Here is a 13,243-nt window from a genome sequence, read left to right on the forward strand (position 1 = left end):
TATTTTGAAGGTATATACAACTTTTATTCTGATTCAATCATCGCGTTGTTCTCTAAATAGGCATCATCGTCAACCACTCTTTTATCATTCAGAGAAGGCACGCCAGACACCGCGGCAACAGCAACAATAGAGATAGATGGTTAAAAACCGATCTAAACTAAACATGGATGCAGCAGAAAAACCACCTATATAGTCGGAAGTTAACTACCGCGCCATTATTGTTAAGTGTCCACGCTTTATTCAACTAGGCTGGTTATTGTCAGGGGCAAAATCTACCAGTTGGGCAGGTTCGCCTGACTCAAATGACGCAAATGGTACACCATCTAACACGCGCTCATTTTTAAATACACGGATTTCAGAATCAGGTAACTGCGTCATCAGTAATGACAAGATAGTGTGCATCTTATCCAATGGGCAATGAAGACGAATGCTTGCGCGTAAGCCCATTGTTCGTACATCCGATTGGCAGGCAATAAATGGACGATTCCGCGTTACCTTAATCAAATGACGATGCCCATTTTTTATAGGGCTCTCATAAGTTGTCTCTACATTTTTAAAACCGGTGAAGAAAAATGCCATCACGGCAAAACCACCCGCGCCGACCAAGGCGACCGGGCCTAACAACGCCACGCCAACGATGCAAACCACTACCCCAAACCAAGCCAGCCCCCGCACTACCGCGTAGGCGGCATCCGGAATAACGTCATGATAGGTGGTAACCAACCCCTCGGTGGTGAGCCGATAATGGTACTGTTTGTCTGCAAACCAGAGGTAGCGGATAAATGGCGCAAAAATCAGTGCCATGAAAAAAAAACCATACCATTGGTCAGACTCATACCAATGCGCCACCAAGCCAATCAGCACCATTATCACGCAGGGAATAATGACAACGAGCCACCCCATGCCATACACGGTCGCTACCTTAATATCCCACTCATAGAGGGTCGGTGCCTCGCGTACCCGCTGCTGACGTAGCTTATTGAGCCGGTCTTGCTCCTCTTGGGGTAATTGCAGGAACTCACTGCGCGGCAGGTCTTCATACCGGCTGTCGTCCAACGGTTGTGTCTCTTGCTCTGTCGACGCCGACTGCTGCGGCGCTGCTTTATTGTTCATCCTGTTACCTCTCGGTAGACTCTACTTGTAGCGTGGCCATCGCCAGGCAGTAAATCCAGTCATCCATTTTAAATCAGCAACATAATATGCTCTCGGCCTACCCTCAAGCGAATATTTACTGAAACAGTTTTAAGGAAAGTAATAAAAGTAGCTAGATGGCCAGCGAGGGAAGTGGAGACTGATTTTAAAGAGTATGTTCAAAACTCATCTGAGTTCTGCGAGGACACGGCATACAAACCTCCATGATTAATACCAATCCAAAACTATAGTCGCCGTTAACAACTAGGTTATTGAGGTTGGTTGTATCTCGTTTCTGTTGATGAATAATTGACAGATATAATCATATAGTTAGAATGCCAAGCTGTTGAAACAGAACAGGTTGGCGTCAAATGAAACCTGATCTGGTTCCTTATCACTAACGCTCTCAGTTGATCAAGTGAGTAGATCATACCGAAGCAATGCAGTTTTTCACATATAAACAATGGAGTGGTTATGCGTTGGTTGACTTGGTTGGTCGTGTGCTGTTCTCTCACGGGATGTGCAACGATAACGTCGAGGATGGGAGAAGATTCAACTTGGGGTCACTCTTTCTCAAGTGTGCAAACGGCTGTTGATAATGGCGAGGAGTGTATGATTATCTCCGCGTTGGCGGCCCCGCCCTTGCTGCTCTTTACCATCCCGCTGACACTCGTTGATATGAGCAGTGCGTTGATCATCGATACTGTTATGCTACCTGCAGATTTAGCGATCACGCCCAGCGATCCCAAGCTCCACACCCCGCGACCTATGGTCTGCCGCTATGACTATAAGATTTAAGCATGATCGCACCCAATAAATAACCTCAAGTTGCCCGTGTGACGGTGAGTTAACGCCGGCATACGGGAACGACCATGTCGCGGTTTACCTCCCAGAGTGTTGTGCCTTGTTAGTTGTAATTACGTAGTACAACCTAGCCTAGCAAGCCATTTTAAATCATTTAAGTTAGCGATTTGCTTTAATCACATCTAGTAACAGCTTGATATCGGCCATATTGTTATAAATATGCGGAGAAATCCGGATCCCCATACTGCGGGCGTCAACACTAATATTCGCGTTCGCCAATGCCGTCATCATTTGATGCTGCTGTTTACCGAACTGCAGAATAAGCGTGCCGCTGCGCTTTTCAGTATCCCGCGGCGACACAAACTCATGGTCGAGCTCTTGTGCCACAGCATCAATCAATTGCTGATTGTATTTACGCAGCAACGGAGTACCTAAACCAGCAAGATAATGAATGCTATGGGTGGCAATGGCATAAGGCGCGATTGATGGTGTCCCTCCCCAAAAGCGCAGTGCGGAATGCTGGTAACGAAAATCATGGATATCAAATTCGAACGGATTCTCGTGGCTAAACCAACCCACATCTTTAGGCTGACAACTCTCCAATATGGCGGGATTAACCCAAAGATAGGCAGCACCAGGGCCGCCGCAGAGCCATTTCACACTCGAACCGATTAAAAAATCGGGTTGTAGGCGCGCGAGATCCAGCGGAATAATCCCCGCCGATTGCGCTACATCCACTAAGCTCAAACAACCTCGCTCACGGGCTATGGTGAAAATATTAGCTAATGGCGCCTGCTGCCCCGTATTCGAGTAAGCATGACTAACAAACACCAGGTCCACATCACGGCTGATATGCGCATCCCACACATTAGGGTCGGTGATATCGAGCCCTTTAGGAATAAAACGTACTTCGCAACTGGCAGGCAGCGCTTTTTTAAGGGCAAAACCCATGCTGGGGAAATCAATCTCACTCATTAACACAACGGCGTGTTCGCGGTTCAATCTGTCGAGGGACATGACAATTTTAGTCAGCGCACTGGAAAGATTGACCTGAGGGCAAAAATCCTTTTGGTGGCCGTTAAATAGTTTAGATAAAGCAAAGGTAAAATCATCAATCACACCCAGCCACTGGCCCCAAGGTTCACGCCCCGACTCCTGCCAAGGCGCAAAAAAGGCTTCTTTAAAGACCTGCTCGGTCGATTTTAATGGCCGGCCAACGGAATGGTTTAATAGATATCCTGGACCTGCTAGGTAAAAGTCCTTTTTAAAATCTTCAAACATAGTGTTATCTCAAACTCTCTTTTAGTTTTTTAATATCACAATAACGAGTCCTAATATCGCTGCGCTGAGCGGCGGCGCGTCGGTCTCTGAGTCGCTCCAATGAGCCGAGTAGCACATGCAGTGGCGGACCACTCGCGGTAACTTTAGCTAAATGCTGCTGCTCCATACTTGTCGAAGGCTCAGCAATATATTTAGTTACTAACTCATTATGGTGCTGAATCGCAGTCTCGCCATGTAATTCGCAGACTTCGATAAAGAGTCGCAAGTTTTCTTGATACCAATCTTGGGTTGAGCAGTCTTTTGCCAACAAGAAGTCATCCATCAAATTCGGCCGACGCATGCACTCGCGCAATATCTGTTGATCCTCCGGCATCATGTATAAAAACTTGTCCACCAGCATTTGTGAATAGGAGACTTCGTTTGCAAAACAAAGACCTAGCGTTAAATCGATGACATTAATTCCAGCAAAATCACCTGCATTGGCGCCACGATAAATGACCGAGCCCACCCGATAAGGTTTGTAGTAAGGGCGAACACAGTAAAAGAAACGGTCCGTATCTAATCGATTAAATAATTGGGTATTCGACTCAATCACATCTTGCAAGGCCTGTTTAGCGACTCGCAGTAAATCGTGACTGATGGGATGGGAAATGCCCAAAGGCTGGATCTTTAATAGCGCATCGGCGGCGCGTTTATAGGCCAAAATGCCCTTAGTGTTGTAATCCACAAACAGCTTTTCGGCGCTCAGATCGGTAAAGCGCTTATAAATGCCATTGTGGGCACGATTGTGAGTGGTTAAATGTGCGGTGGCAAAGCGCGGCGTGACGCCTATTGAAGCGCCAATATGCATGGCGAGCGCAGAAGCCTCAGCTAATGGCGATGTCGTTTCCCGCGAGGGCTCGGTAATTTCATGGCGCCGACAGGCCGCCATATACAAGCCCACATTGCCGAGTAAATCGAAGGCACTGTCGAAACCTTCATCAGTATTCCCCTCATCGAGCAAGGTTTTAATAAACTCTCGCCCTTCGCTCTCCAGCGCCAACTTAGCTTCTGCGCCGATATCGAGCACATTGGCCCGATCTGTTTGTTGGTAGTAAAGCTGTTCTAGCTCGGAATTGAGTTCTACAAAGCGGCTGCGGATCCAATCATCAAAGGCTTCGGTATTAAAGGTGGCAGGTTTCACGGGCTTATCCTTGAGTATTGTTATCGTTCTTTTAAACGGAGTGAGCTCAAAGCGTTAGCCCAATCCGTAAAACTCGTAACCAGAATGCAACTTATCGCCACGTGTTTCTAGCGTTAGGTCAAATTTCCGAAAAAACTAATGCCATTTTTTATTTACACCATGCGCCAGCGCAATTTTTCAAACACTTTTACTCCGCAGAATGTTCCTGAAGACACTCATCACTCAACTAATAGCTAAGCGGTAGTTCCGCAGAGGTAAATCGGATGATTTTAATGGAATTTATAGTAGTGCTTAGCTGCCTACTGCTAGGTACCCGCTACGGCGGCATGGGACTAGGCCTCATCAGCGGTATTGGCTTATTTTTACTGATTTTTGTTTTCGGTTTAGCGCCGGGACAACCGCCAGTGCAAGTTATGCTAACCATACTTGCAGTCATTGGCTGTGCAGCCGTATTGCAAACCGCAGGTGGATTAGATGTGATGATGCAGTATGCCGAGCGCTTACTGCGCCGTCATCCACAATACATCACGATTCTAGCGCCGCTGACCACGTGGACGCTGACCTTCCTTTGCGGTACTGGCCATGTGGTTTACACCATGTTCCCGATTATTTCCGATATCGCGCTGAAGAAAAATATTCGCCCAGAGCGTCCAATGGCGGTGGCCTCTGTCGCTTCACAAATGGCGATTTGTGCTTCGCCCGTGTCGGTAGCTGTGGTGTCTATGGTGTCGATTCTGGCATCACAACAGGGTGTAGGCCGCGCTTACAATCTGCTCGAAATTTTAATGGTGTCAGTGCCAGCATCGCTTTGCGGTGTCATGGCCGCTGCACTTTGGAGTCTGCGTCGTGGTAAAGATTTAGATAAAGATGAAGAATTTCAAGAACGCATTAAAGATCCAGTCCAAAGAGCCTTTATCTATGACAAGAGCGAAACCCTGTTAAATCAAAAATATCCGAAGGAAGCTTACTGGGCAACGGGGATTTTCTTCACCGCTATCGCTGCTGTGGTACTGTTAGGTTCATTTAGTGAATTGCGTCCCGCCTTTGACGTTAAAGGTAAGTCGACCTTACTCTCGATGAACTTAGTTATCCAGATGATGATGTTAATTGCAGGTGCTTTTATCCTGATGACCTGTAAAGTCAAACCGACCAACATCTCTAATGGCCCCGTTTTTAAAGCGGGCATGGTAGCAATTTTCTCAGTATTTGGTGTGGCTTGGATGAGTGATACTTTCTTCATCAGCCATATGGATGTACTGCAGGAAAACCTGTCCCATGTAGTACAAAGCCAGCCTTGGACCTATGCCTTAGTGCTGTTTCTCATCTCTAAGCTTGTAAATAGCCAAGCGGCAGCACTCACTGCAATCGCACCTATGGGACTCGCCTTAGGGGTCGATCCAAAACTCTTAATCGCCTTCCTCCCTGCAAGCTACGGTTATTTCGTGCTACCAACCTATCCAAGTGATCTAGCCTGTATCGGCTTTGACCGTTCAGGTACGACTAAAATAGGTAAGTTCATTATTAACCACAGCTTTATCATTCCAGGCTTTATCGGTGTAGCGACAGCATCGGCTGTCGGTTATCTACTCGCAACCGCTTTACTCTAACCTCCACAAATAACAAAGGCCGCAGATGCGGCCTTTGTTTTAGATAACCTTAGATCACCCAAAAGTATTAACTTGTGCCAATATAAAACCCATACCCTAGACGCCCATATTCTTCAGAACATAAAATACGCAGCCCGAAAGTGAGATAAGTATCTTACTCAACAACTCTTTTTAGCTTGCCGTACTAAAGATGATTAGACGCTTATCCATTCTATTAGCTTTTTTCGCGATACTGATGGGGCTCGTATACTGTGCCTACAGTCTGATAACTCGGATTAACTTTAATTCCCACCATCAAGTAGGAGAAGTCATCGACACTCTAAACGGGGTTAATATCTATTATAACGGAGGAGTTAATACCCATTCAGGACGCAACCTATCTATAGATGGTTATAACTTAGGTATTCAATATCAATGTGTTGAATTTGTTAAGCGCTATTTTTACCAACGCTACCAGCATAAAATGCCTGACGCTTTAGGCCATGCTAGAGACTTTTTTGATAACAAGTTAAGCGATGGCATGTGGAATGAAAAACGCGCTATGCGGCAATACACTAATGCGAGTCAGACCAAACCTATGCAGGATGATCTACTCGTGTTTTCTCCATGGATATTTAACCCCTATGGTCACGTTGCGATCATTGCCTCAGTTACCGATAGCAGTATTGAAATTGCTCAGCAAAATCCCGGCCCCTTTGGCCCATCACGCGAACGGTTGGCATTAATTCAACAAAACGGCCTCTGGTATATTGATGCGCCTCGAGTAAAAGGTTGGTTAAGATGGCAGGCCCCGGAAATCACGGCCTCCCCGATTGCAGAATCCGCAAATACGCCATTCCCCAGTAAGGTTCACTGAGAAATAACAATAATGTCAGTATTAACTTGGATTAAACAACGCCTTATGCGTAATAGTGATAGCCTCAAGCAATCTAGGCCACAAACTGAGTTACACACTGTTTTTCATCAAACCCAGATGCCCAATATCAGCTTGCCAATCATACAAACCTATCCACTCGTTGTACCTATGGACAGAGAAGATATTTTTGCTTATCAATTGCATTGCTTGCTGACTTACCAAGGGAAAGAGGCCTTAAACACTTTACTTAGCCAGGCAGGCTTTAACACATTGCCCGAGCAAACGGTCAACTTTAACGGTTTTATCGAACATCCAACCCAAGCGACCTGCGTATTACTGAACCAATATGACGATTTTGCGGGTGTGTGCATAACCTTAGTGACCAATGACAAACCCTTGCTAGAAGCATTAATCAGATTCAAATCCACCCCGCCCAATCCATGGGAAAGCTTTCCTAATATCGATCCCGATACCCTCGGCAGTCTTCAAGGTAATATCGACTTTTGGTGCAGCTATTTTTGGCGCCCCTATTGGCTATCGCTTTCAGAAGCCGAGCGCTTGCAATATCCTGAAAGTTGGCGGGAATTTAGCGATTTTCATTAAAACTTAAGGTACGCAAACACTTAATGCAGGATAAAAAATGAAATTGAAATATGTTGGATTAGCACTGACGTTACTGCTACTTGGTGGTTATCTGATCCCTGAGTCACCCGCGATCCCAGTAAAGGGTGCCAGCAGTAAAGATTGGAACAGCCAAACCTTTTGGTATGAACCTTGGGGTCCATCGGGCGTTCACAAGGGGATAGATATTTTCGCCGCCAAAAACACCGCAGTGATTGCGCCAACGCCTATGCTGATCTTGTATCGAGGTGACTTCTTCAAAGGAGGAAATGTAGTGGTTGGTTTAGGTCCGAAATGGCAAATTCATTACTTTGCCCATTTAGCCCAAATTGAATCAGCCACGGGATTGATTACCTACCAAGGTGACACTTTGGGCACTGTCGGCGATACGGGCAATGCACAAGGTAAACCGCCCCATTTGCACTATTCCATTTTGAGCTTATTGCCTAAACCTTGGCTGATGGATACTTCAACCCAAGGTTATAAAAAGGCCTTTTATCAAAACCCTATCGAGTATTTAACTGCACTATAGGCTTAACTACTTACTTTAATCAGCTTATTGGCAGTGCAATATCAAGCTGAGGTTCTGCGGTTTTTGATGGGGTTTCATGCTCAACTGCCGCAGTTAATGCTTCTCTCTCTGCCTTCGCAATATATTTAGGTCTATTGCTAGATTGCAGTTTGGCATTGGCCTTTTTTGCTTTGCTCTTCAAGGTTTGATTAATCTTCTTTTTACGGTTCATCAGAGTACCAATGCGAGATACGGTATAAAGGGGCGCGATTATAGCCTTCCATCAACACGCCAGACAATCGAAAGCACTAAGGCAAACGCGTAGCCCAATCAAATAATCAAACCTGCGACTAAAGCATAGGTCAGCCTAAATCAAAGACAAATGCCAAAAAAGGTAATGCTTTACCGACATGAACTCGCACTATATGCATGGCCTTTACAGTAAAACCTCTCGATACCGAGTGCTGTGTCGCAATTTATTCATACTGTCGTCAAATCATGCAATTTCCTGTATGGCGTGACTAGACAAGCTGTAATTCCTCCCCTAAAATCGCGAATAATAAAAATCGTTATCATTTGCAATACAATTTAATGGAATATTAACCTATGCCAAGGGAGCCGGTGTAACAAACTCATTCGCCCTTAGCAGGAAGTTATATGACATTCAAAACCTCGTTTGTTGCTTTAGCCGTATTGGCAGCGTTAACCCAATCCGCTGCGGCCCAAGATGCCACCGACAACAGTCCAAACAACAAAAATAAAGACATAGAAAAAATCACTGTCACCGCGAGTCGAATGGATAAATCTCCCAGCTCGATCCCCAATACTGTCACTATCATCGACCGCGCCCAATTAGAAGAACAGTTCCGCACCACTAAAGATTTATCGACTATTATCGGTAACTTAGCGCCTAGCTTTTCACCGAGCCGCCAGAAGATGAGTAACACAGGTGAAACCCTGCGTGGTCGTCCGCCATTGATTATGATCGACGGCGTGCCTCAATCGAACCCACTTCGCAGTGGTGGTAGAGAGGGACAAACTATAGATCCTGCCATGATTGAACGCATCGAAATCATTCACGGCGCCAATGCAATGCATGGTCTCGGTGCCCAAGGCGGCATCATCAACTACATCACTAAAAAGCCAACAGGCGACAGCGAACAGGTTGCGAGTTTCGATGTCACTGTGCCTGATTCAATGAAATCCAATGGCTTAAGCTTTGGTGCTAGCTATGCGTTTTCTGGCGAGTCAGAATTTATCGACATGATAGGTTCGGTTAGCTACCGCAATAATGGCGTCTATTACGATGCCAATCATAACGTAGTGGGTGTCGACACGACTCAAGGCGAGTCGATGGATAGTCAGAGTAAAGACTTCTTCATCAAGCTTGGTCATAACTTCGATGAGTCACGCCTTGAATTAATGGTTAACCATTACAATGCAGACAACAATGGCGATTGGATGCCCGTTGCAGGTGACAAGCCCAATGGTGTACCCACAGGTGCAGTTAAAGAAACTCAGCCATGGGAAGCCGCCAACAACCAAGTGACCACCACAAGTTTGACTTACACCCACGCCAATATTGGTGGCCAGCAACTTAGCCTGCAACTCTTTAATCAAGATTTTAAAGCAGTTTATGGCGGTGGCTGTTTCGATAGCTTCTACGATCCATCCTTCGAAGGCAGCGATCAAGTCATCCAATGCGGTGTTGGCAGTAAAGGTGAAAGCTTGTACTACGAGCAATCGCGTAACTCTTCGGTTAAATGGGGTTTAAAAAGCGCCTTGATCGCTAAGGATATTGCCGGCTCAGGAATTGATGTAGCCTACGGTGTCGACCTTTTCCGCGACACCACTGAGCAAGACTTAGTAAAAACTGGCTTTTCATGGGTTCCCGAAAGTACCTATGACAACGTTGCGCCATACTTGCAGTTAGATTATGACTTAATTGAAAATTTAACCTTATCGACCGGTGTTCGTTACGAACATGCCGAGTTAAGTGTCGATGACTACAAAACCCTGTGGGGTGCAGGCAATAAGCAAATTGCGGGCGGTTCAGCCACCTTCGATGAAACCTTATTTAACGTCGGTATCTCTTATAAAATCACTCCTGACATTCGCGTTTATACCAGCTATAACCAAGGTTTTGGCATGCCGGATATCGGCCGAATTCTGCGTGATGGTAAAAGCTTCCCCGGCGACAATCCCAGCATAGATGGCTCACTGGCGCTCACACCGATAGTCACAGATAACGTTGAAGTCGGCGCCGATTACCAAGGTAAATACTTAAGCGCTAAGCTAGCTTACTATCGTTCCGCCACTGATTTTGGTTCACGTTTGGCCTTAAATAGTGATGGTTTCTACGACGTGAAGCGCGAAAAGAGTGTGATCGATGGTATTGAAGCCAATGTCACCGCCTACATTACCAGCAATGATGATCTCGGCATGAATATCGCCTTCCAGCAGGGGGAATACGATTCAAATGGTGATAGCCAAGTCGATACCGATCTCGATGGTGCAAATATTTCGCCAAATCGTATCAACCTGTTCTGGACCCATAGCTTCGATAATGAAATGTCGACCCGCGTTCAAGCCAATTACTACATGGACCGCGATTTTAAAAACGCGGCGGGCAACAAGTATGCGGAATTTGATGGCTACACGACAGTCGATGCTTCCTTCTCAATGCCGCTTTACACTGGCACCCTGAGCCTAGGTTTGCAAAATCTATTTAATAAAGATTATTTCAATTATTACTCACAAACCATGGGTACAAATGATCGTTATTTCAAAGGAATGGGGCGTACTGCAACAATAGGCTATACCTTACCTTTCTAAGTGAAAGGCCCATTTTGAAACATAAAAAAGCGCAATTACATTGCGCTTTTTTATTGTGTGGAAGAAAGCAAATTATGCCTTGGTCACGACCCAGAGTGCGTGTAATAAACCAGGGAACCAGAACAGTAAACATAACACGATGTTTATTAGCAGATCTTTACCCGCTCCCGCCTTCAAAAATACAGCAACTGGGGGCAATAAAATCGCAATAATGACTAAAAGTAGTTTATTTGTATCCATAACAGAACATCCTCAAAACGGAGATTGTAGGCAAATCAACAAGATCTAACTTCGCAGGAAGACTCAGAATTTGCAATTCTTTTAGTTTGCAAGGCGTAAATAATCCCAGTAGCAGCCTAAATGAAGGCCCTTACCATTCCCTAAAATGAAAAAGGATATTCAACCCATTATCCGTCCAGAGTAGACTAAGATATCCAGCAAACTCCAACCGAAAATCCCTAAAAGCATCTATAGTTAAAGAAAAATATGAAGTAAAAGAATGATATTTGATCCCCAAGCCTTATTACTCATCAAGTTTATTTGCCTGCTTACTAGCACGGCTGCCGTCGCATGGGGACTCATTGCACAACCTTTAAAAATTGCCACTCAAGCCAGTATGCGCTTTTCTCTGGCGAACTTGTTCGTCCTCCTTGGCATCATACTCAACAGCCAACGCACCGAAGCCTCCAGTTACTTTTTTTGGTTCTGCTCGGATATGGCGATTTTATTTGGCTTCATTCTAGCGCGTTGGGGAACAAAGGCGCTTTTTAGACTCAAGCCCAGCGTAAAATCGGATCTTATTCTTTTAGCACTCACCGCTGGTGTGATGCTCTTGGTTCCACCTAATTTCAGCTCCGAACGCATTTTGGCCATCGTATTCTCAGCCTGCGCCGCGCTCATTTTCGCCATGTTAACTCGAGATAACTATCTTGCCATCAAACGCGATACGGGAAATCGAGTTGCCATCGCTATGGTCATGCCTTTAGTCGCCATGGTGGGTATTTTTATCATTCGTATCTTTATCGCCCTGCTTTCTCCCGAAGAAAGTCCGATGTTTATCGCCATGCACACGCAAGAAGCCATACCTGTGCTTTGGTTCTATGTCTTTCTGGCCCTATTGATCAATATCGTGATGATAGGTAATGCCATGACTCGGCTTGTCAGTAAAATCCGCATGTTAGCGGAGCGGGACCAACTCACAGGCCTGTGGAATCGCCGTGCTATGCATAAGTTTTTAAACAATATCCATCAACGCTGGCTGCGGGATAAAGTACCTTACAGTATGATTTTATTGGATCTTGATCATTTTAAAGATATCAACGATCAATATGGGCACGATGCGGGCGATCTCGCCCTGTTGACGGCGGCGAGACTGTTTGGCTCGGTATTGCGAGAAAATGACGCCCTATGTCGTCACGGTGGAGAGGAGTTTCTGGTGATTTTACCCGCGACTGATGCACCCGCGGCCAGAGTCGTCGCCGAGAAATTGCATCAAGTACTTAAGGACAATTCATTTATCTGGCAAGGTGTTACGATTAAAATCCATGCCAGTTTAGGTTACGCCACGATTTATCAAGGATGCCAACCTGACAAACTACTCATTCAAGCAGACCAAGCTATGTACCGCGCAAAATCTGAGGGCCGAGACCGTATTTGCCAAGCTTGCTAGGCTTTTGCAACATAACGCTGCAAAGATTAATCTCCTTTCGCCGGCCAAGCCAAAGTATCGGGCTCACGCCATGCAACTAGCGCCTCAGTGACACCTTCAGCACCAAAATGCTCACCTTGAGTCGGCAAATCCCGATAAGCGTAATCATGCCAACCTGTCACGTCATCACCATAGCGAAAATGCAGACAATAGGCATGCAGATAACACCGATCCGCGGCCTCTCCGCCATATAAATCATCCCCTAAAATGGGTACACCTAAGCTCGCCAAGGCAACTCTTAATTGATGGGTTTTACCTGAGTGGGGTTTAAGCAAATATAAACGCAATCCCTCGCCAACACTCAAGGAGAAAAACTGCGTAATCGCTGGATTCTCTTTAGTCCGCAGTAACTTAAACATGCTACGACGCGACTTTGCCATGTCACCAATCACCCAGCCTTGCTTCTTCTTCGGCTTGCCTTTCGCGAGGGCGAGGTAATATTTCTGCACTTTATGGGCGGTAAACAGCTCAGTAAATTGCTTGGCGGCGACCGCACTCTTAGCCAGAATCAACAGACCGGACGTGGGTGTATCGAGGCGATGAACAGCAAAAAGCTTAATCCCTAAATCTTGCTCAGCCTGCGCCACCACGCCTGCAGTCCCATCCTGACTGTGGAAATGCACTTTGGCTGATTTGGAAATAACAATAAAATCAGCCTTATCGGCTATGATTCGATACATGGAGTACTCGGCGTTGTAATGCGGAT

13 protein-coding genes are annotated in these 13,243 nt (G+C 45.8%); 7 read left to right on the forward strand and 6 right to left on the reverse strand.

What is annotated here, in order from left to right:
• Window positions 1-240 precede the first annotated feature (240 nt).
• On the reverse strand, window positions 241-1,113 hold the full coding sequence (locus L5M28_RS10200; RefSeq protein ID WP_263203250.1) for a hypothetical protein: 873 nt from the start codon (window positions 1,111-1,113) through the stop codon (window positions 241-243).
• A 558-nt stretch (window positions 1,114-1,671) separates the two neighbouring features.
• Between L5M28_RS10200 and L5M28_RS10205 the strand changes: the two genes are divergently transcribed.
• Window positions 1,672-1,929 (forward strand): YceK/YidQ family lipoprotein, encoded by a 258-nt coding sequence (locus tag L5M28_RS10205; protein WP_251068942.1) that lies wholly within the window; start codon window positions 1,672-1,674, stop codon window positions 1,927-1,929.
• Between the two features lie 165 nt (window positions 1,930-2,094).
• On the opposite strand, the gene L5M28_RS10210 is transcribed toward L5M28_RS10205, so the two are convergent.
• Window positions 2,095-3,216 (reverse strand): aminotransferase class V-fold PLP-dependent enzyme, encoded by a 1,122-nt coding sequence (locus tag L5M28_RS10210; RefSeq protein ID WP_263196916.1) that lies wholly within the window; start codon window positions 3,214-3,216, stop codon window positions 2,095-2,097.
• A gap of 4 nt (window positions 3,217-3,220) precedes the next feature.
• Complete coding sequence (locus L5M28_RS10215; RefSeq protein WP_263203252.1) at window positions 3,221-4,399, reverse strand: PrnB family protein; 1,179 nt, start codon at window positions 4,397-4,399, stop codon at window positions 3,221-3,223.
• Between the two features lie 263 nt (window positions 4,400-4,662).
• On the opposite strand from L5M28_RS10215, the gene L5M28_RS10220 reads away from it, so the two are divergent.
• The 4 genes from L5M28_RS10220 to L5M28_RS10235 all read left to right on the forward strand — a co-directional run bounded on the left by L5M28_RS10220 (window position 4,663) and on the right by L5M28_RS10235 (window position 8,015).
• Window positions 4,663-6,006, forward strand: a complete 1,344-nt coding sequence (locus tag L5M28_RS10220) for an anaerobic C4-dicarboxylate transporter (protein ID WP_105251110.1) — start codon at window positions 4,663-4,665, stop codon at window positions 6,004-6,006.
• A 235-nt stretch (window positions 6,007-6,241) separates the two neighbouring features.
• The gene (locus L5M28_RS10225) at window positions 6,242-6,862 is read left to right on the forward strand and encodes a CHAP domain-containing protein (protein ID WP_251068941.1); all 621 of its coding nucleotides are present in this window, start codon (window positions 6,242-6,244) and stop codon (window positions 6,860-6,862) included.
• A gap of 12 nt (window positions 6,863-6,874) precedes the next feature.
• Window positions 6,875-7,465, forward strand: coding sequence for a hypothetical protein (locus tag L5M28_RS10230; RefSeq protein WP_263203254.1), 591 nt, complete (start codon window positions 6,875-6,877; stop codon window positions 7,463-7,465).
• A 37-nt stretch (window positions 7,466-7,502) separates the two neighbouring features.
• A complete protein-coding gene (locus L5M28_RS10235; protein WP_105251107.1) occupies window positions 7,503-8,015 on the forward strand; it encodes a M23 family metallopeptidase in 513 nt (170 codons plus the stop codon).
• Between the two features lie 19 nt (window positions 8,016-8,034).
• On the opposite strand, the gene L5M28_RS10240 is transcribed toward L5M28_RS10235, so the two are convergent.
• Window positions 8,035-8,226: a DUF2986 domain-containing protein gene (locus L5M28_RS10240; RefSeq protein WP_263203256.1), complete on the reverse strand. Its 192-nt coding sequence runs from the start codon at window positions 8,224-8,226 to the stop codon at window positions 8,035-8,037.
• Between the two features lie 425 nt (window positions 8,227-8,651).
• On the opposite strand from L5M28_RS10240, the gene L5M28_RS10245 reads away from it, so the two are divergent.
• On the forward strand, window positions 8,652-10,829 hold the full coding sequence (locus L5M28_RS10245) for a TonB-dependent receptor (protein ID WP_263196909.1): 2,178 nt from the start codon (window positions 8,652-8,654) through the stop codon (window positions 10,827-10,829).
• A gap of 72 nt (window positions 10,830-10,901) precedes the next feature.
• On the opposite strand, the gene L5M28_RS10250 is transcribed toward L5M28_RS10245, so the two are convergent.
• On the reverse strand, window positions 10,902-11,069 hold the full coding sequence (locus L5M28_RS10250) for a YqaE/Pmp3 family membrane protein (RefSeq protein ID WP_006079767.1): 168 nt from the start codon (window positions 11,067-11,069) through the stop codon (window positions 10,902-10,904).
• A 259-nt stretch (window positions 11,070-11,328) separates the two neighbouring features.
• On the opposite strand from L5M28_RS10250, the gene L5M28_RS10255 reads away from it, so the two are divergent.
• On the forward strand, window positions 11,329-12,498 hold the full coding sequence (locus L5M28_RS10255) for a GGDEF domain-containing protein (protein WP_105251099.1): 1,170 nt from the start codon (window positions 11,329-11,331) through the stop codon (window positions 12,496-12,498).
• 26 nt (window positions 12,499-12,524) lie between these two features.
• Here the strand turns inward: L5M28_RS10255 and L5M28_RS10260 are convergent, their stop codons facing one another.
• A complete protein-coding gene (locus L5M28_RS10260; RefSeq protein WP_263196908.1) occupies window positions 12,525-13,217 on the reverse strand; it encodes a TIGR01621 family pseudouridine synthase in 693 nt (230 codons plus the stop codon).
• Window positions 13,218-13,243: the final 26 nt, after the last annotated feature.

Origin of the sequence: Shewanella sp. SW32 (assembly GCF_025653365.1) — a bacterium.
Taxonomy (GTDB): Bacteria; Pseudomonadota; Gammaproteobacteria; order Enterobacterales; family Shewanellaceae; genus Shewanella; species Shewanella oncorhynchi.

What these genes read in the sequence shown, in the direction of transcription:
- L5M28_RS10220 (WP_105251110.1), top strand. Translation starts at nt 4,663, where the DNA reads ATGATTTTAATGGAATTTATAGTAGTGCTTAGCTGCCTACTGCTAGGT.
- L5M28_RS10240 (WP_263203256.1), bottom strand. Translation starts at nt 8,226, where the DNA reads ATGAACCGTAAAAAGAAGATTAATCAAACCTTGAAGAGCAAAGCAAAA.
- L5M28_RS10225 (WP_251068941.1), top strand. Translation starts at nt 6,242, where the DNA reads ATGGGGCTCGTATACTGTGCCTACAGTCTGATAACTCGGATTAACTTT.
- L5M28_RS10250 (WP_006079767.1), bottom strand. Translation starts at nt 11,069, where the DNA reads ATGGATACAAATAAACTACTTTTAGTCATTATTGCGATTTTATTGCCC.
- L5M28_RS10235 (WP_105251107.1), top strand. Translation starts at nt 7,503, where the DNA reads ATGAAATTGAAATATGTTGGATTAGCACTGACGTTACTGCTACTTGGT.
- L5M28_RS10205 (WP_251068942.1), top strand. Translation starts at nt 1,672, where the DNA reads ATGGGAGAAGATTCAACTTGGGGTCACTCTTTCTCAAGTGTGCAAACG.
- L5M28_RS10260 (WP_263196908.1), bottom strand. Translation starts at nt 13,217, where the DNA reads ATGTATCGAATCATAGCCGATAAGGCTGATTTTATTGTTATTTCCAAA.
- L5M28_RS10245 (WP_263196909.1), top strand. Translation starts at nt 8,652, where the DNA reads ATGACATTCAAAACCTCGTTTGTTGCTTTAGCCGTATTGGCAGCGTTA.
- L5M28_RS10230 (WP_263203254.1), top strand. Translation starts at nt 6,875, where the DNA reads ATGTCAGTATTAACTTGGATTAAACAACGCCTTATGCGTAATAGTGAT.
- L5M28_RS10255 (WP_105251099.1), top strand. Translation starts at nt 11,329, where the DNA reads ATGATATTTGATCCCCAAGCCTTATTACTCATCAAGTTTATTTGCCTG.
- L5M28_RS10200 (WP_263203250.1), bottom strand. Translation starts at nt 1,113, where the DNA reads ATGAACAATAAAGCAGCGCCGCAGCAGTCGGCGTCGACAGAGCAAGAG.
- L5M28_RS10210 (WP_263196916.1), bottom strand. Translation starts at nt 3,216, where the DNA reads ATGTTTGAAGATTTTAAAAAGGACTTTTACCTAGCAGGTCCAGGATAT.